The 16,433-nt window shown below is 65.3% G+C and carries 18 protein-coding genes; 13 read left to right on the top strand and 5 right to left on the bottom strand.

All coding sequences use genetic code 11. The features are described from left to right. Positions 1 to 225: 225 nt before the first annotated feature. Both O6X71_RS17340 and O6X71_RS17345 read right to left on the bottom strand, forming a co-directional pair. The gene (locus O6X71_RS17340) at positions 226 to 582 is read right to left on the bottom strand and encodes a GntR family transcriptional regulator (protein ID WP_056053547.1); all 357 of its coding nucleotides are present in this window, start codon (positions 580 to 582) and stop codon (positions 226 to 228) included. Between the two features lie 37 nt (positions 583 to 619). Beyond that, positions 620 to 1,195, bottom strand: a complete 576-nt coding sequence (locus O6X71_RS17345; protein ID WP_353466988.1) for a nitroreductase family protein — start codon at positions 1,193 to 1,195, stop codon at positions 620 to 622. A 117-nt stretch (positions 1,196 to 1,312) separates the two neighbouring features. On the opposite strand from O6X71_RS17345, the gene O6X71_RS17350 reads away from it, so the two are divergent. Then, complete coding sequence (locus tag O6X71_RS17350) at positions 1,313 to 3,106, top strand: peptide MFS transporter (RefSeq protein WP_353466989.1); 1,794 nt, start codon at positions 1,313 to 1,315, stop codon at positions 3,104 to 3,106. Positions 3,107 to 3,217: 111 nt separating this feature from the next. Here O6X71_RS17350 and O6X71_RS17355 read toward each other — a convergent pair whose 3' ends face one another. Then, positions 3,218 to 4,210: an aldo/keto reductase gene (locus O6X71_RS17355; protein ID WP_353466990.1), complete on the bottom strand. Its 993-nt coding sequence runs from the start codon at positions 4,208 to 4,210 to the stop codon at positions 3,218 to 3,220. Then, on the bottom strand, positions 4,185 to 5,447 hold the full coding sequence (locus tag O6X71_RS17360; RefSeq protein WP_353466991.1) for a dicarboxylate/amino acid:cation symporter: 1,263 nt from the start codon (positions 5,445 to 5,447) through the stop codon (positions 4,185 to 4,187). The genes O6X71_RS17355 and O6X71_RS17360 overlap by 26 nt, the downstream gene beginning before the upstream one ends. Positions 5,448 to 5,515: 68 nt before the next feature. On the opposite strand from O6X71_RS17360, the gene glmM reads away from it, so the two are divergent. The 7 genes from glmM to O6X71_RS17395 all read left to right on the top strand — a co-directional run bounded on the left by glmM (position 5,516) and on the right by O6X71_RS17395 (position 12,292). After that, positions 5,516 to 6,856 (top strand): phosphoglucosamine mutase, encoded by a 1,341-nt coding sequence (glmM, locus tag O6X71_RS17365; protein ID WP_353466992.1) that lies wholly within the window; start codon positions 5,516 to 5,518, stop codon positions 6,854 to 6,856. Beyond that, positions 6,856 to 7,071 carry a DUF1272 domain-containing protein gene (locus O6X71_RS17370; RefSeq protein WP_136188828.1) on the top strand — a complete coding sequence of 72 codons (216 nt, stop codon included), beginning with the start codon at positions 6,856 to 6,858 and terminating at the stop codon, positions 7,069 to 7,071. Before glmM ends, O6X71_RS17370 begins: the two co-directional genes overlap by 1 nt. A 315-nt stretch (positions 7,072 to 7,386) precedes the next feature. Continuing rightward, a complete protein-coding gene (gene thiD / locus O6X71_RS17375; protein WP_353466993.1) occupies positions 7,387 to 8,160 on the top strand; it encodes a bifunctional hydroxymethylpyrimidine kinase/phosphomethylpyrimidine kinase in 774 nt (257 codons plus the stop codon). Further along, a complete protein-coding gene (locus O6X71_RS17380; RefSeq protein ID WP_353466995.1) occupies positions 8,160 to 8,798 on the top strand; it encodes a ribonuclease HII in 639 nt (212 codons plus the stop codon). Before thiD ends, O6X71_RS17380 begins: the two co-directional genes overlap by 1 nt. 176 nt (positions 8,799 to 8,974) lie before the next feature. Then, a complete protein-coding gene (locus O6X71_RS17385) occupies positions 8,975 to 10,114 on the top strand; it encodes a site-specific DNA-methyltransferase (protein ID WP_353466996.1) in 1,140 nt (379 codons plus the stop codon). Positions 10,115 to 10,268: 154 nt separating this feature from the next. Next, entirely contained in the window at positions 10,269 to 11,327 is a 1,059-nt protein-coding gene (gene folP / locus O6X71_RS17390) for a dihydropteroate synthase (RefSeq protein ID WP_353466997.1), read from the top strand. Positions 11,328 to 11,407: 80 nt separating this feature from the next. Continuing rightward, positions 11,408 to 12,292, top strand: a complete 885-nt coding sequence (locus O6X71_RS17395) for a bestrophin family protein (protein ID WP_353466998.1) — start codon at positions 11,408 to 11,410, stop codon at positions 12,290 to 12,292. A 522-nt stretch (positions 12,293 to 12,814) separates the two neighbouring features. Here the strand turns inward: O6X71_RS17395 and O6X71_RS17400 are convergent. Beyond that, positions 12,815 to 14,230: a sigma-54-dependent transcriptional regulator gene (locus O6X71_RS17400; RefSeq protein ID WP_353466999.1), complete on the bottom strand. Its 1,416-nt coding sequence runs from the start codon at positions 14,228 to 14,230 to the stop codon at positions 12,815 to 12,817. Between the two features lie 140 nt (positions 14,231 to 14,370). Between O6X71_RS17400 and O6X71_RS17405 the strand changes: the two genes are divergently transcribed. The 5 genes from O6X71_RS17405 to O6X71_RS17425 are packed head-to-tail and all read left to right on the top strand — an operon-like array spanning position 14,371 to position 16,427. Beyond that, entirely contained in the window at positions 14,371 to 14,493 is a 123-nt protein-coding gene (locus tag O6X71_RS17405) for an aa3-type cytochrome c oxidase subunit IV (protein WP_082441508.1), read from the top strand. 4 nt (positions 14,494 to 14,497) lie between these two features. Beyond that, positions 14,498 to 15,619 (top strand): NAD(P) transhydrogenase subunit alpha, encoded by a 1,122-nt coding sequence (locus tag O6X71_RS17410; RefSeq protein WP_353467000.1) that lies wholly within the window; start codon positions 14,498 to 14,500, stop codon positions 15,617 to 15,619. Positions 15,620 to 15,629: 10 nt separating this feature from the next. Further along, complete coding sequence (locus tag O6X71_RS17415) at positions 15,630 to 15,878, top strand: type II toxin-antitoxin system HicA family toxin (RefSeq protein WP_353467001.1); 249 nt, start codon at positions 15,630 to 15,632, stop codon at positions 15,876 to 15,878. Then, entirely contained in the window at positions 15,875 to 16,090 is a 216-nt protein-coding gene (locus O6X71_RS17420; RefSeq protein WP_353467002.1) for a type II toxin-antitoxin system HicB family antitoxin, read from the top strand. Before O6X71_RS17415 ends, O6X71_RS17420 begins: the two co-directional genes overlap by 4 nt. A 19-nt stretch (positions 16,091 to 16,109) precedes the next feature. Continuing rightward, entirely contained in the window at positions 16,110 to 16,427 is a 318-nt protein-coding gene (locus tag O6X71_RS17425; protein ID WP_353467003.1) for an NAD(P) transhydrogenase subunit alpha, read from the top strand. Positions 16,428 to 16,433 lie beyond the last annotated feature (6 nt).

Consider the following 16,433-nt stretch of genomic DNA (forward strand, 5'->3'; position numbering starts at 1 on the left):
TCGTGCTGAGTAGCGACCGAGTAGCTGCGTCAGCAGCGTATCGAGGGCGCGTATCGAAGCATTGGTTCCCCGCGCCAACCTGTCCTTCGATACGTCCTCTCGATACGCCGCTTCGCGCCTACTCGATGACTACTCAGGACGAACGGGGGAGGGGGAGCACGAACGGGACAGGGTGCAGACAAACGCAAGGGGGCAGGGGAGGCGAAGGAAATCGCTCGCAGCGGCTCAGGCCCGCTCGCGCTCCAAAAGATCATGCGCATCCAACCCCAGCAGGTCGATATGCCCCAGAATCCGCGGCCACTGCGTCGTCACGAAGTTCTCGCGCTCCGCCACCCGCAAAGCCTCCGCCGCACCCGGCATCACGAACATCCCGACCCCGCGCCGCACCTCGACATACCCGTCGTCCTGGAAGCTCTGATACGCCTTGGCGACCGTCAGCGGGTTCGCACCCTGCTCGGCGGCAAACGCGCGCACCGACGGCAATTGGTCCCCCGCACGATAGTCGCCTCGCAAGATCCCCGCGGCGATCGTGCTGCGAAGGCGGATATATACCGGGCTGTCGTCGCTGCTGAGCGCTGTCATGCTGTTCTAATACAGCAATCTGGCGGAAAGTCGAGGCTCAGGATTCCCAATGGCTTACGAGCCGTGCCATATCCGAGCGAGGCCGTTCGTCGAGCGCGCGCGACGGCGTGCCGATGAACATGAACCCTGCGATCCGCTCCGCCGCCGTCCCGAACGCATCGCGCACCAAGTCCGAATAGGCCGGCCATCCCGTCAGCCAGCCGCCCGCAAACCCCTCCGCATGCACTGCGTGAAGCAGGTTCATGCACGCCGCCCCCGCCGAAAGCTCCTGTTCCCAAAGCGGGATCTTGCTCTCCTTAGGCGACGACAGCACGACCACCAGCGTCGGCGCCTGGTGCGCGAACTGGTCAAGCGATTCGAGTTCCGTCCGCGACGCCGAAGGCCGTTCCGCGAGGTACGCATCCGTAATCAGCGACGACAGCGCCGCGCGGTGGTCGTCACCCACGACGACGAACCGCCACGGCGCCAGCTTGCCGTGGTCGGGCGTCCGTGCCGCGATCTCGAGGATCGTCGCCAGCTGGTAGGAATCGGGGCCGGGCGCGATCAGGTCGCGCGGCTTTCCCGAGCGGCGGGTGGCGAGCAGCGAGAGCGGCGTGGAGCGGTCGTTGAGCATGTCCCGGAAGATAAGCCCTGATGTGCGATATTTACAGGCCGAGCTTTGCCGCTAGGTTGCGCGCCATAACGGCCCCGCGTTCGACGGCGGCCAAGACGAGTATCAGGGAGCGTAAGAATGGTGGACACCCCGACCGCGGATACCCCGCGAGAGCCGGATATCACCCATATCAACCCGGCCTCCGGCGAAACCTGGTTCGGGCACCCCCGCCAGCTCGCGCGGCTGTTCACCACCGAAGCGTGGGAACGGTTCGGCTATTACGGCATGCGCGCGCTGCTCACGCTGTACCTCACCAAGCATTTCGTGTTCGGCGATCGCGAGGCGACCGGCCTGTACGGCGGCTACACCGCATTGGTATATCTGACCCCGCTCGTCGGCGGCTATCTCGCGGACCAATATCTCGGCTCCAAGCGCGCGGTGAAGTTCGGCGCGATCATCATGGCGCTCGGCTATCTGCTGCTCTGCTTCGGCGGCGAGACCGCCAAGCCCTACGCGACGATCGCCAACCAGCGTTACGCGATCGAAGTCGTCGACCAGGCCGACAGCGAAGTCCGCTATCTCGTCGACGGCGCGAACAAGCTGAAGATCAAGGGCAACGACGACGGCACCGTCTCGCTGCTCGCCCCCGACGGCTCGACCGCACGCGCGGTCGAGAAGGGCGGCTTCGAATCGGGCGCGGAACGCAGCAGCTTCTACGTCACCATCATGCTGCTCGCGCTCTGCATGATCTCGGTCGGCAACGGCTTCTTCAAGCCCAACATCTCGACGATGGTCGGGGAGCTCTACGCGCAGGGCGACAAGCGCCGCGATGCCGGGTTCACGATCTTCTACATGGGGATCAATCTCGGCTCGCTGTTCTCGCAGCTGCTCTGTCCGTTCCTCGCGGTCGCAGTCGGCTGGTGGGCGGGCTTCGGTCTCGCCGCGATCGGCATGCTCGCGTCATGGACGCTGATCCAGTTCGATGGCGGTAAGCTCAACGGCTACGGCGAGCCCCCGGTCCGCTCCGGTCCCGACCGCGCGCTCGGCATCTACGCGCTCGCCCTGCTCGGCATCCCGATCTTCTACCTGCTGTTCGTCAACCTCATGAACGCCGTGCCGCCGGTGCCGGGCTCCGGGATCGTCGGCTACATCGCCTCGCTGTCGCTGATGGGCAAATTGCTGTTCGGCACGTTCCTGATCGCGGTGCCCGGCATCCTGATCTGGTCGTTCGTCAACGGCGAACGTCGCGAGTTCCAGATGATGCTCGCTGCCATGGTGCTGATCGTGTTCAACGTCGTGTTCTGGACGCTGTTCGAGCAGGCCGGCTCCTCGCTGACGCTGTTCGCGGATCGCAACACCGATCTCAGCGTGTTCGGGCTGTTCAGCATCTCGGCCGGCCAGACCCAGTTCTTCAACGCGTTCTTCATCGTCGCGCTGGCGCCGGTGATGTCGATCCTGTGGACCAAGCTCGCCGCCAAGGGCCTGGAGCCGTCGATCCCCGTCAAGTTCGGCATCGCGCTGATCGGCGTCGGCGTCGGTTTCCTGTTCCTCGTCTGGGGCGCGAGCATGGTCGGGCCTTCGTTCAAGGTCGCGATCTGGTGGCTCGCCGGGCTGTACTTCATCCACTCGTTCGCCGAGCTCTGCATCTCGCCGGTCGGCCTCAGCATGATCACGAAGCTGTCGATCGCGCGCGTCGTCGGGCTGATGATGGGCGTCTGGTTCCTGTCGATCTCGGTCGCGCAGTATGTCGCCGGCGTCGTCGCGCAGGTGGCAAGCGTCGAGACAGTCGGCGGCCAGGTGACCAATTTGAAGGTGAGTCTGGATACCTATGCCGGCGTGTTCTGGACCATCGGGCTCGTGTCCGCCGGCATCGGCGTCGTGCTGCTGCTGATCTCGCCGCTGATCAAGAAGTGGATGCACGGGGTTCAGTGAGCGGGCTAGTTCCCCTCCCGGTTGCGGGAGGGGCTAGGGGAGGGCGCGACGTACGTACTGGCGTCCGGTTTACCGGTCGACCCCTCCCGCAAGCGGGAGGGGAGTTAGGTGTCAGATCCGCGTCATCGACATCGCTTTCTCGCCGTAGCGCGGCCCAGCAGTCCCACCCCTCGGCGCCGCCGCATCCAGCTTCGCCAGATCGTCCGCGCTCAGCGCAATATCCGCCGCCTTCATGCTGTCTTCCAGCGTAACCCGACGCTTCGACCCCGGGATCGGCACGATGTCGTCCCCCTGCGCCAGCAACCAAGCCAGCGCGATCTGCGCCGGTGAAGCGCCATGCGCATCGGCGATGGTCTTCACCACCGCGACCATCTCCATGTTCTTGGCGAAGTTCTCTTCCGAATACCGCGGATCGTTCCGCCGGTAATCGCCCTCGGGCAGATCCGACCGCGCGGTAATCTGTCCAGTCAAAAACCCGCGCCCCAGCGGCGAATACGGCACGAACCCGATCCCGAGTTCACGACACAGTGGCAGGATTTCATCCTCCACGTCGCGCTCCCAAAGCGAATACTCACTCTGCAAAGCCGCGATCGGATGCGTCGCCGCAGCCCGCCGGATCGTGTCGAGCCCAGCCTCCGACAGCCCGAGATGCCGCACCTTGCCCTCGCGCACGAGGTCGCCCATCGCGCCGACCGTATCCTCGATAGGCACGCCCGGATCGACCCGGTGCTGGTACAACAGGTCGATCGTCTCGACCCCGAGCCGCTTCAGCGATCCCTCGCACGCCCGCCGTACATTGGCCGGCGTGGAATCGACCCCCGTCATCCCGTTCTCGTCGTAGCGAAACCCGAACTTGGTCGCGATCACGACGCCATCGCGCTTGCCCCGGATCGCCTTGCCGATCAGCTCCTCGTTGACCAGCGGACCATAAATCTCGGCGGTATCTAACAGCGTCACGCCCAGCTCGATCGCGCGGTGGATCGTCGCGATGCTCTCGTCGGCGTTCGCCTCGCCGTACATGCCCTTGCCGATGCCGGCCATCGGCATGCAGCCGAGACCCAGCGCGGAAACCTCGAAATCAGGGCCGAGCGTGCGATACTTCATGCGGAATCTCCTGTGAGCCACTGCGGGCTGAAACGGAGATGGTAACGGCGGTGTCCATCGTCACGTTCCCGACGGTACGAAACAGGTCGGGCACGGTCTCTACCGCGATGAACAGCCCCAGAGCCTCGATCGGCACCCCCATCGCGATCGCGACCGGCGCGACCGAGGCGATGAAGCTTATTGTGCCCGGCAGCGACACCGACCCCATCGTCGTGATCGCCGCGGTCGCGATCCCTGCCGCCAACTGCCCCGGCCCAATCGGCACGCCGACGAGATGGGCGACGTACAGCGCGACCGCGAGGTTCATCGCCGGGCTGGTCGCGCGGAATACCGCGACTGCCAGCGGCAGCACGATCCCGGCGGTGGCAGGAGAGGCGCCGAGCTCGACCGATCCCTTCAACATCGCCGGCAGCGAGGCGAGTGACGACTGCGTGCTGATCGCCACCGCCTGTGCGGGCGCGACCGCGCGCGCAAAGCGCCCGAACCGCACGCGTCCGCCGATCATCCCGACCGGATACGCCGCGATCAGCACAACGACGCCGATCGCCGAGACACAGACGATGTAATGCACCAGTGCACCGAACGCCGCGGTGCCGGTCCGCGCGCCGACCCCGTAGGCGAGCGCGAAGATGCCGATCGGCGCGAGCTTCAACACCCAGCCGATCACGATCAGCAAGGCGTCGACCACCGCCTGGAAAAACCCGGTCAGGATGCTGCGCTGCGCTTCGGGCAATTGCGTGACCGCAAACGCGAACGCCAGCGCGAACACGGTCAAAGGCAGGAACGCGTCCCCCGCCGCCGCCGCGACGACGTTGGTCGGCACGATCGTATCGAAGAACGCACCGATCCCCGGCACCGACCCGACCGGAGCGGTGGTCGTCAGCGCGGTGCGCAGTGCGGTCGCGAGTCCAGCGGGCAACGGCCACGCTTCGAGCAGCAACGGCGTCACTAGTGCGGACATGATCGTCACCGCCCACAGGATCGCGACCATCATGACCAGCGCGCGGATCGTGATCCGTCCCGCGCGTGCTGCCTCGGCCGTCGCGCCGATTCCCGTGACGAGCAGCGAGACGATCAACGGCACGATCACCATCTGCAGTCCGTGCAGCCACGCCGAGCCGATCGGCTGCGTCACCGCGGTGACCGCGATCGCCTGTGACGGCGCGAGTGCGGCGGCGAGGATGCCGATCGCGATGCCGCCGATGAGGGCGATCAGGATCCGTGTAGCCTGCGACATGCTCGCCCTTCGTGGTTTACCGCGCTATCAACGGTGCAAACCCCGATACCGGACGGAAAGCACGTGTGATGGCAAGGAAATATTTCGGCACCGATGGCATTCGTGGCGCCACCAACGTCTCGCCGATGACCGCAGAGATGGCGATGAAGGTCGGCATGGCCGCCGGCGCATACTTCCTGCGCGGCGATCACCGCCACCGCGTCGTGATCGGCAAGGACACGCGGTTGTCGGGCTATATGCTCGAATCGGCGTTGGTCGCGGGCTTCACCAGCGTCGGCATGGACGTCGTCATGGTCGGGCCGATGCCGACGCCCGCGGTGGCGATGCTCACCCATTCGATGCGCGCCGATATCGGTGTCATGATCTCCGCTAGTCATAACGCCTACGCGGACAACGGCATCAAGCTGTTCGGTCCAGACGGCTACAAGCTGTCGGACGAAGCGGAGGAAGCGATCGAGGCGCTGATCGACGGCGACATCCCGCTCGTGCCGTCCAGCCAGATCGGCCGCGCGCGCCGTATCGACGATGCGCAGGGTCGCTACATCCACTTCGCCAAGTCGACCTTCCCCGAGAATCTTCGCCTCGACGGCATGCGGGTCGTGATCGATTGCGCGAACGGCGCCGCCTACAAGGTCGCACCGTCGGCGCTTTGGGAACTCGGCGCGGACGTCGTCGCGATCGGCGTTACCCCCAACGGTACCAACATCAACGACGGCGTCGGCTCGACCGCCCCGCAGACGCTCGCCGAGACGGTGGTCGCGAGCGGCGCGGACATCGGCATCGCGCTCGACGGCGACGCGGATCGCCTGATCGTCGTCGATGAGACCGGCACCATCGTCGACGGCGACCAGCTGATGGCGACGATCGCGGCAAGCTGGGCGCGGCAGGGGCGGCTTGCGGGCGGTGGCCTCGTCGCGACGGTGATGTCGAACCTGGGCCTGGAGCGCCACCTTGCGGCGCAGGGCCTCGGCCTCGTCCGGACCAAGGTCGGCGACCGCCACGTGCTCGAGAAGATGCGCTCGAGCGGCTACAATGTCGGTGGCGAGCAGTCGGGCCACATCATCCTGTCGGACTATGCGACGACCGGTGACGGATTGGTCGCGGCGCTGCAGATCCTGGCGGAGGTCAAGCGTTCGGGCGCATTGGCGAGCGAAGTGCTGCACCGGTTCGAGCCGCTGCCGCAGTTGCTTAAGAACGTCCGCTTCGCCGGCGGCAAGCCACTCGATGACGATGCCGTAAAGGCGGTGATCGCGCAGGCCGAGGCCGAACTGGCCGGCAACGGACGTCTGGTCATTCGGCCATCGGGCACCGAACCGGTCATCCGTGTGATGGCGGAAGGCGACGACCCGGCACAGGTCGAGCGCGTCGTCAACCGCATCTGCGACGCCGTCCGGAAGGCCGCCGCCTGATGCTCGAGATGCGCCCCGCCTGCGAACGCTGCACCACCGACCTTCCCGCCGACGCGCCGGGCGCATTCATCTGCTCGTTCGAATGCACCTTCTGCGCGGAATGCGCGGACGCACTCGACGAGCGCTGCCCGAACTGCGGCGGCGAATTGCTGGATCGCCCGACGAGGCTAGGTGAAGCGCCGCCACAAAAGCCGGCCGACGCGCGGCGGCACTAGGGGCTGCTTCGTTCAGCCCGCCACCTATCCACTTCTACCACCCCGGCGAAGGCCGGGGCCCAATTGGGAAGGCCGAAGTAACGGAACGCAAACATCAGTCAGCGACGTCTCCCAATTGGGCCCCGGCCTCCGCCGGGGTGGTGAAGAGAGGCACACCCCTGTCCTACATCCGACCGATCATGCCATAGCCGATCCCATGACCGCCAACCGCGCCAAACCCAGTCCGCCATCCCCAGTCCAACCCCACCTCCGGCAAAGTACAGACCCGCGCCAGCGTCTGCACTTCGTGCACTTCGCCCCGATTTGGGACACTTTATGACAGCGCGGGTTCTCATAATAGCCGGCTCCGACTCGGGCGGCGGCGCAGGAATTCAGGCGGATATCAAGACGGTAACCATGCTCGGCGGCCACGCGATGACGGCCGTTACCGCGATCACCGCACAGAACACGCTCGGCGTGCAGGCGGTCCACCAGGTCCCCACCGAGATCGTCCTCGCGCAGATAGACTCCGTCGTCTCGGACATCGGCATAGACGCCGTAAAGATCGGCATGATCGGCTCGGCTGACACCGCGAATGCGGTCGCTGACCGGTTGGAGACGTTCGACGTGCCGATCGTTTTCGATCCTGTGATGATCGCGACAAGCGGTGCTGTTCTTGCCGATGCGCACACGATCAAGGCGTTCGAACGGCTAATGGCCATAGCGTCGGTCGTCACGCCGAACCTACCGGAACTAGCGGCATTGGGCGGCGCGGACGCAATCCTCAAATTCGGTTGCCATCTGCTCGTAAAAGGAGGGCACGGCGACGGTCCGTATATTACCGACAGGCTGTATTCGCCGACGGGGCTGATCCGAGAACTGAGCGGCAAACGAATCGATACGACCAGCACGCATGGTACGGGATGTACTCTTGCCAGCGCACTCTCTTGTGGACTGGGTGCAGGGTTGCCGATCGAAAAGGCGTTCGAACACGCCGCGTCGTTCGTACGCATCGCCTTGATCGAAGCGCCCGGTCTCGGGCAAGGACACGGTCCGATGGGTCAGCAGTTCGTGACCGATTTTCAAACTCAAGACGATGAAGACCTCTGATGCCCGGCATGAAACACGAAAAGCTTTGCGTCGGCCCCGTCGCCGGTGTCGACGAAGCCGGTCGCGGCCCCCTCGCCGGACCGGTCGTAGCCGCCGCCGTGATCCTCCCCGCAAAAGGCGTCCCTCGCGGCATTGATGATTCGAAGAAGCTCTCCGCGTCCGAGCGAGAACGGCTCTGCGCCCGCCTCAAAGGCTGCGCGATCGTCGGCATCGGCATCGTCCAGCCCGACGAGATCGACACGCTCAACATCTACTGGGCGACGATGAAGGCGATGACGCTCGCAGTGGACGCGCTGTCGGTCGAGCTCGGCCAGGCCCCCGGCCACGTCCTGGTCGACGGCAACCGCTTGCCCCGCTGGACCTACCCCGCAACCCCGCTCGTCGGCGGCGACGCGAAATCGCTGTCGATCGCCGCCGCTTCGATCGTCGCCAAGCACACGCGCGACCTCATCATGATCGCCGCCGCCGACGTGCATCCCGAATATAACTGGCATTCGAACAAGGGTTACGGCTGCGCCCACCACATGAAGGCGCTCCGCGATCACGGCCCCACGCCGATTCACCGCCGCAGTTTCGCCCCCGTCGCCGCCGCCTATCTGGCGCGCGAGGGACTTTTCGCACAGGAAACGACGAGCTGAGTCTTTCGCGCCACACCCCAAGGGCTTGAGCCGCGAGTCTCCCACGACTCAACATCTGGGCAACGGCGACTCGATTGGTCGCAGCCACGGAATCGCACCGAAACGCCGTTAACGAATGTTTGCTTGACGGAGTCGGACAATTCCGCCGCTATGGGCGTCGACAAGGGGCGGAAAACATGGGTTTGATCGATACGATCGCACGGCCGCGTGCGAAAAAGGCAGTGGAGCCGGCGGTTCAAGCCGTCCTTCCGCTCGACCAGATCCTGCGTGGCGACTGCATCGAGCACATGAAGGCGCTCCCGTCGAATTCCATCGACATGATCTTCGCCGACCCGCCTTACAACCTCCAGCTCGGCGGTGAACTCTATCGCCCCGACGGCAGCCATGTCGACGCGGTCACCGATGACTGGGACAAGTTCGACACCTTCGCCGCGTACGACCGCTTCACCCGCGCCTGGCTCAAGGAAGCGCGCCGCATCCTCAAGGACGACGGCGCGCTCTGGGTCATCGGCAGCTACCACAACATTTTTCGCGTCGGTGCCGCCGTCCAGGATCTCGGCTACTGGATCCTCAACGACATCGTCTGGCGCAAGACCAACCCGATGCCCAACTTCCGCGGCACCCGCTTCACCAACGCGCATGAAACGCTGATCTGGGCGTCGAAGGGCGAAAAGGCGAAATACCACTTCAACTATCGCGCGATGAAGACGCTCAACGACGAACTCCAGATGCGCAGCGACTGGGAATTCCCGACCTGCGGAGGCGCCGAGCGGCTCAAGAAAAACGGCACCAAGGTGCATCCGACGCAGAAGCCCGAGGCGCTGCTCTACCGCATCCTGCTGGCGTGCACGAAGCCCGGCGACGTGGTGCTCGATCCGTTCTTCGGCACCGGCACCACCGGCGCAGTGGCCAAGCGCCTCGGCCGCAGCTGGATCGGCATCGACCGCGAAGGCGACTACATCGAAGCCGCGCAGGAGCGGATCGAGGCCGCACTGCCGCTCGACGAATCGGCGCTCGCCACGATGATGAGCCCCCGCACGCAGCCCAAGGTCGCGTTCGGCGTGCTGGTCGAGAACGCGTACCTCGCTCCCGGCGCGCTGCTCACGGATTCCAAACGCCGCTGGCGCGCCACGGTCCGCGCCGACGGCTCGCTGCTCAGCGACTGCGGCACGATCGGCTCGATCCACAAACTCGGCTCGACCCTCCAGAACGCCCCCGCCTGCAACGGCTGGAGCTTCTGGCACTACGAAAGCGACAAGGGCCTGAAACCGATCGACGACCTCCGCCAGACGTATCTGCTGGCGACGACTGTCTGAGCAAAGTTCCGTTCGTGCCGAGTAGAGACCGAGCGTAGTCGAGGGCTCGTATCGAGGTACAGGTCCCTCGATACGCCATCTCGACAAGCTCGATGCCTACTCGGGACGAACGGGGTGGGTTTGAACGTACGGTGGATTTGAGGAAAAGAGGATCATGACCCGCCTCCATCTCCGCCCTGTACAATTCGTAGACACCCCGATCGGCCACGAAGACAACAGCGTCGCACGCCTGGCGGGCGGCCTGCAATGGTTCGCCGCCTACGAAGTGATCGAAGGCCGCACCCGCCGCACCATCCCCGTCGCCGATGTCGCGACGCTGGGCGAACGCGCCGCGCACCTCCACGCCGCCATCACCGCCGTTCGCCCCCCCCTCCAGCTCGGCGAACGCACGCTCCGCTTCGACCAGCCGATCGTCGCCGGCATCCTCAACGTCACCCCCGACAGCTTCTCCGACGGCGGCAAGCATGTCGACGACCTCGCCGCCGCTGCCGCGGCCGGCATCGACATGGCCGCAGCCGGCGCGACGGTGATCGACGTCGGCGGCGAATCGACTCGCCCCGGCGCGCCCGCGGTCTGGGAAGGCGACGAGATCGCGCGGCTCGTCCCCGTCGTCGAACGCCTCGCGCGCGCCGGTGCCATCGTCTCGGTCGACACCCGCAAGGCCGCCGTCATGGAGGCCGCGCTCGCCGCTGGCGCGCACATCGTCAACGACGTCGCCGCGCTCCTCTGGGACGACCGCGCGCTGGACGTCGTCGCAAAAAGCGGCTGCCCGGTCGTCCTGATGCATTCGCCCGACCCCAAGAAAGGCGGGCACGGCAACGGTGGCTACACCAACGTCCTGACCGACGTGTTCGACTGGCTCGAAACCCGCATCGCCGCTGTAGTCGCCGGCGGCGTCGAGTGGTCGCGGATCATGGTCGATCCAGGGATCGGCTTCGGCAAGACGCTCGCCGAGAACCTCGCGTTGCTCAACGGCCTCGCGATCTTCCACGGTCTCGGCTGCCCGATCATGCTCGGCGCCAGCCGCAAGCGTCTGATCGGCGCGCTCTCGAACGAGGCACCCGTCGACCAGCGCCTCGCCGGTTCGCTCGCGCTCGCACTCAAGGGCGCCGAGGCCGGCGTCCAGATCTTGCGCGTCCACGACGTCGCAGAGACGGTGCAGGCGGTAAAGATCTGGCGCGGTCTGCGCGATCAGTCGCTCGTTGGCAGCTAAGCGGGGCGGCTGATCGTCGCTGCATTGCAGCGAAACGTCTCTTCGCGCATTAAACGCCCAGTAAACAAGGGAGCTTTCGTTTGATCGTCACCGCAACACCACGCCTCAGTCAAATCTTGAGCGAGGTCTGGCGCCCGCTGCTGGGTCTTTTCGTCTGGGACGTCGTCGTCACGATCACCTATTATGTCCTGCCGTTTCATGCGCCGGCCCTGCCCCTGACGCTGTTCGGTACCGCGCTGGCGCTGTTCCTCGGCTTCCGCGACAACTCCGCGTATCAGCGCTGGTGGGAAAGCCGCGGGCTGTGGGGCCTGATGATCAACGCCTCGCGCAATTTGGCGCGAATGGCGCGCAACATGCTGCCAGAGCCCGAGGGCCACGATATGAAGCGGACGATCGTCCTCCGCCAGATCGCGTATGTGAACGCATTGCGCTGCCAGTTGCGCAAGCAGCCAGCGCCTCCCGAAGTGTTGCGCTTCCTGTCGAAGGAAGAGGCGTCGTTCGCGCTCGATCGCACCAATATCGCCAACGGCCTGCTCGACGGCACCGGCCGCCGAATCGACATCGCGCGGCGCAACGGCTGGATCGACACCATCCAGCAGACGCAGTTCGAGGCGATCCTCGTCGATATCGCCAATGCGCAGGGTGGCATGGAGCGCATCAAGAACACGCCGCTGCCAAACCAGTACCGGTTCTTCCCCAGCATCTTCACGCGGCTGTTCTGCATCCTGCTGCCAATCGGTCTGGTCGAGACGCTCGGGTTCGCGACGCCGATCGGCTCGACGATTGCCGGGTTGATGTTTCTCGCCGTGCTCCAGATCGGCGACGATCTGGTCGATCCGTTCGCGGATACGATTCACGATGTCCCGCTGAACGCAATGTGCCGGACGATTGAGATCGACCTGCTCCAGGCGATCGGTGACCAAGCGCCGGAGCCGCTGCAGCCGGTGCATGGTGTGCTGTGGTAGGTCTGCAAAGGCGGACGAAAGATAGAAAGAGCTAAACCGTTGTGGCGCTGCGGTTAGGAGGCGCTAAAGGATGTGATGATCCCTGCGATGCATCAGAAATTTGATTGGGCGCTTGTCGTAACCGCCCAAAATTTAGCCGTTCGGGTTAGTCGAAGCGGCTACTGATTGCGGTAAACGATCAATAATAGCATCTTCTCGCCATGACAGTTGAGCAGAGCCAAGCCAAGTAAAGCGAATGGCAGATGACATTGACTGAAACGTTGAGAAGCTACTCACCGAATCTACGCACGTAGCCAGACGAACTCATGGCCAAAACGGCCGGTGCTTGGAGAAGCGAATCACACTGGCCACCAAATTTCAAGATAGATGCTTTTACATGGTCGATATTACGTCGGCGCTGCAGCAGGCTGGAGCGAATTATGTCGCTATGCAGCGGGCAACAAGTTCGGCCATAAGCCAGCTTTTCCGGCTCTTCGCATCGACGCGGACAGACCGCTAACTTTCGGGAGTTCGACGCTCGAGTTAAGCCGCGTTGTCGATCCCGAGTTCGCCAAGCTTGCGGTACAGGGTCGAGCGGCCGATGCCGAGGCGGCGGGCGACTTCGGTCATGCGGCCGCGGTAGTGGCCGATCGCGAGGCGGATGACGTCGGCTTCGATCTCCTCGAGCGCGCGGAGGTTGCCGTCGGGGCGGAACAGCGTGACGCCGCCGCCGCCGACCGCTGCCGGCGCGGCTGGCCGCTCGCGCGTGCCGAGCGCGGCGATCTCGGGAAAATCCTCTTCGGTCAGCGCGGTGTCCTCGCACAGCACGGCGGCGCGGAAGAGCGCGTTCTGCAACTGGCGGACGTTGCCGGGCCAGTCGTACTGGACCAGCAGCGCGAGCGCGGAATCGGTGATGCCGAGCGGTCGCAATCCCGGCTGCTCGGCGATCCGCGCGAGCAGATGGCGGGCGAGCGCGGGAATGTCGCCGGTGCGTTCGCGTAAAGGGGGGATCGTCACCTGGACGGCGTTGAGGCGGTAATACAGGTCTTCGCGGAAACGCCCCGCTTCGACCTCGTCCAGCAGTTTGGTATTGGTCGCGGCGATCACGCGGACGTCGACTTCGCGCGGATGGCGGGCACCGATCGCGAGGACCTCGCCGGTTTGCAGGACGTGCAGGAGCTTCGCCTGCGCTTCGAGCGGCATCTCGCCGACCTCGTCGAGGAACAGCGTGCCGCCGTCCGCATCGTGGAACCGGCCGATCTTGCGCTCGAACGCGCCGGTGAACGCGCCCTTCTCGTGCCCGAACACTTCCGATTCGATCAGGTTCGCGGGGATCGCGCCGCAATTGACGCTGATCATCGGCTTCTTCGCGCGCGGGGAGGCGGCATGGATCGCCTCGGCGATGACGTCCTTGCCGACGCCGATCTCACCTTCGAGCAGGATCGCGACGCGGGCACGGGCGGCCTTCGCGGCGATCGCGAGGGCGGCGCGGAAATCGGGGGAGGAGCCGACGATCTCGTCGAAGGCGAGCAGGGCGGGGATCTTCTCGGTCAGCGGGCGGAGCTCGCCCGACGATTTGCCGACCACCGCCGAGTCCAGCGCGGCGAGCAGGCGATCGGGTGCGAGCGGCTTGACCAGGAAATCGGTGGCGCCGGCGCGCATCGCGCTGACCGCGTGCGCGACCGAACCGTTCGCCGTGATGACCAGGATCGGCAGCGCCGGACGCCGCTCGCGCAGCGTCGCGATCAGGGTGGTCGCATCCTCGTCGGGCGCCCAGTGATCGATCACGATCGCATCGAGCTGCATGCCGTCCTGCGTACCGAGCGTGGCGATCGCGGTCTCGTCGTCCGCCGCGAAGACCGCGCGCCAGCCGCCGCGCGCCGCGAGGGCAGCCACTAGCCGCCGCTGCGTGGGCTCGTCGTCGATCAGCAATAATAGGCGCTGGCCATTGCGCGTCATGGCGAATCCTGTCCCGTTCCGGCACGTGCAATAGCTAGCGCAAGTAAAGAGCGACTTAAATGTCCTGCTTGGCGATCCTGGATACGCGCGATAAGGTCTCGGCCATAGAGGATGGCACTGACAGGATTGGGGCACGAACCATGGCCGGCAACGGAGACATGAAGGCGCACGTCGCGACCTATTCGAGCGTGACGGGAATGATGAAATGGGGCGCGGTCGGGTGTGCGCTGGTCGTCGCGCTCGTCATCTGGCTGATCTCGTAACGCCATGAAGATCGCCGTCCTGAAAGAGCAAGCGGACGGCGAGCGGCGGGTTTCCGCGACGCCGGAAACGGTCAAGAAATTCATTGCGCTGGGGGCGACGCTGGCCGTGGAAGCGGGCGCGGGTGAGACCGCCTCGATCGCCAGTGCCGCATATTCGGATGCGGGCGCTTCGGTAGGCGACCGCGCGGCGACGTTGGCGGGGGCAGATATCGTGCTCGGCGTGCAGGGGCCTGATCCTGCTTCGCTGGAAGGCGTGACGCCGGGGGCGTGGATCGTCGCCAGCCTCAATCCCTTTGCGGAGCGTGCGCGAGTCGAGGCTTATGCTGCGGCGGGCTACGAAGCGCTCGCGATGGAGTTCATGCCGCGCATCACGCGCGCGCAGTCGATGGACATCCTGTCGTCGCAGTCGAACCTGTCGGGGTACAAGGCGGTGCTCGACGCGGCGGCCGAATATGGCCGCGCGTTTCCGATGATGATGACCGCGGCGGGGACGATCTCGGCGGCCAAGGCGTTCATGATGGGCGTCGGCGTGGCGGGGCTCCAGGCGATCGCGACCGCGCGGCGGCTTGGCGCGCAGGTGTCGGCGACCGACGTGCGCGCCGCGACTCGCGAGCAGATCCAGTCTCTGGGCGCGAAGCCGATCTTTGTTGAGAACGTCGCGGGAATCGAAGGCGAGGGGACGGGCGGGTACGCTGGCGAGATGTCGCCCGAATACCAGGCGGCGCAGGCCGAGCTCGTCTCGGGGCATATCGCCAAGCAGGATATCGTCATCACGACGGCGCTGATCCCGGGGCGTGCCGCACCGCGGCTGATCTCGGCGGCGCAGGTTGCGAGCATGAAGCCGGGGTCGGTGATCGTCGATCTCGCGGTCGAGCAGGGCGGCAACGTCGAGGGTTCGGTCGCGGGCGAAGTGGTCGTGGTGAACGGCGTGAAGATCGTCGGCCACCGCAACGTGCCGTCGCGGTTGGCGGCGGACGCCAGCGCGCTGTTCTCGCGCAACCTGTTCAATTTTCTCAACGCCTTCTGGGACAAGGATGCCGGGCGACCCGTGCTCGACGCGGAGATCGGCGACGCGATCCGCCTGACGCAGGGCGGCAAGATCGTGAATCCAAGGCTGCTGGCATGATCCGGGGAGCGTGACCCGTGGCGATCGGCTTCTTGATGCGATGCGGGCCAATCCGCGGGACTGGCGGATCCAGGATGTCGTCGCCGCGTGTACGGCGGCGGGGATATCTTGCAGCCCGCCTCGCAACGGCTCACACTACAAGGTGAAGCATGCAAGCCAGATCGAAATCCTGACGATCCCAGCGCACCGGCCGATCAAGCCGGTCTATATTCGCGATCTCGTCAGGTTCATCGATGCGGTGCGGAGAACGGAACGATGAACCCGCTAGATTATGAGGTCGTGATCCGGCCGCTGTCGCCTTCAGATGGTGGGGGATATCTTGCGATTGTCCCGGCACTCCCTGGCTGCAAGTCCGACGGCGACACGCCGCAGGACGCGCTGGCCAATGCCTATGATGCGATCGCCTGCTGGATTGAAGCCGCCGAAGACATGGGACGTACCGTCCCCGCCGCTGCGCGCGCGGCAGCCTGAGAGGATCGGAGACCGAACAATGGACTTTATCACGATCCTGTCGATCTTCGTGCTGGCGTGTTTCGTCGGGTATTTTGTCGTCTGGGCGGTGACGCCGGCGTTGCATACGCCGTTGATGGCGGTGACCAATGCGATCTCTTCGGTGATCATCGTCGGCGCGCTGATTGCTGCGGCTGCCGCTGGCATCGGCACCGGATCGGGCGTGGCCAAGGCGCTCGGGTTGCTGGCGGTGGTGCTGGCGAGCATCAATATCTTCGGCGGCTTCGCGGTCACCGCGCGGATGCTGGCGATGTACAAGAAAAAGGAACGGCCGGTCGCGCCTGCCACGAGCAAGTGAGCGATA

This window comes from Sphingomonas faeni, assembly GCF_040407505.1.
Classification (GTDB): domain Bacteria; phylum Pseudomonadota; class Alphaproteobacteria; order Sphingomonadales; family Sphingomonadaceae; genus Sphingomonas; species Sphingomonas faeni_E.

Bases quoted from the DNA above. Each gene is read 5' to 3' on its own strand.
- O6X71_RS17405 (WP_082441508.1), top strand. From the start codon at position 14,371: ATGGCCGGCAACGGAGACATGAAGGCGCACGTCGCGACCTATTCGAGC.
- O6X71_RS17345 (WP_353466988.1), bottom strand. From the start codon at position 1,195: ATGCTCAACGACCGCTCCACGCCGCTCTCGCTGCTCGCCACCCGCCGC.
- O6X71_RS17370 (WP_136188828.1), top strand. From the start codon at position 6,856: ATGCTCGAGATGCGCCCCGCCTGCGAACGCTGCACCACCGACCTTCCC.
- O6X71_RS17385 (WP_353466996.1), top strand. From the start codon at position 8,975: ATGGGTTTGATCGATACGATCGCACGGCCGCGTGCGAAAAAGGCAGTG.
- O6X71_RS17420 (WP_353467002.1), top strand. From the start codon at position 15,875: ATGAACCCGCTAGATTATGAGGTCGTGATCCGGCCGCTGTCGCCTTCA.
- O6X71_RS17425 (WP_353467003.1), top strand. From the start codon at position 16,110: ATGGACTTTATCACGATCCTGTCGATCTTCGTGCTGGCGTGTTTCGTC.
- O6X71_RS17340 (WP_056053547.1), bottom strand. From the start codon at position 582: ATGACAGCGCTCAGCAGCGACGACAGCCCGGTATATATCCGCCTTCGC.
- O6X71_RS17410 (WP_353467000.1), top strand. From the start codon at position 14,498: ATGAAGATCGCCGTCCTGAAAGAGCAAGCGGACGGCGAGCGGCGGGTT.
- O6X71_RS17400 (WP_353466999.1), bottom strand. From the start codon at position 14,230: ATGACGCGCAATGGCCAGCGCCTATTATTGCTGATCGACGACGAGCCC.
- O6X71_RS17380 (WP_353466995.1), top strand. From the start codon at position 8,160: ATGCCCGGCATGAAACACGAAAAGCTTTGCGTCGGCCCCGTCGCCGGT.
- O6X71_RS17350 (WP_353466989.1), top strand. From the start codon at position 1,313: ATGGTGGACACCCCGACCGCGGATACCCCGCGAGAGCCGGATATCACC.
- O6X71_RS17355 (WP_353466990.1), bottom strand. From the start codon at position 4,210: ATGAAGTATCGCACGCTCGGCCCTGATTTCGAGGTTTCCGCGCTGGGT.
- thiD (WP_353466993.1), top strand. From the start codon at position 7,387: ATGACAGCGCGGGTTCTCATAATAGCCGGCTCCGACTCGGGCGGCGGC.
- glmM (WP_353466992.1), top strand. From the start codon at position 5,516: ATGGCAAGGAAATATTTCGGCACCGATGGCATTCGTGGCGCCACCAAC.
- O6X71_RS17360 (WP_353466991.1), bottom strand. From the start codon at position 5,447: ATGTCGCAGGCTACACGGATCCTGATCGCCCTCATCGGCGGCATCGCG.
- folP (WP_353466997.1), top strand. From the start codon at position 10,269: ATGACCCGCCTCCATCTCCGCCCTGTACAATTCGTAGACACCCCGATC.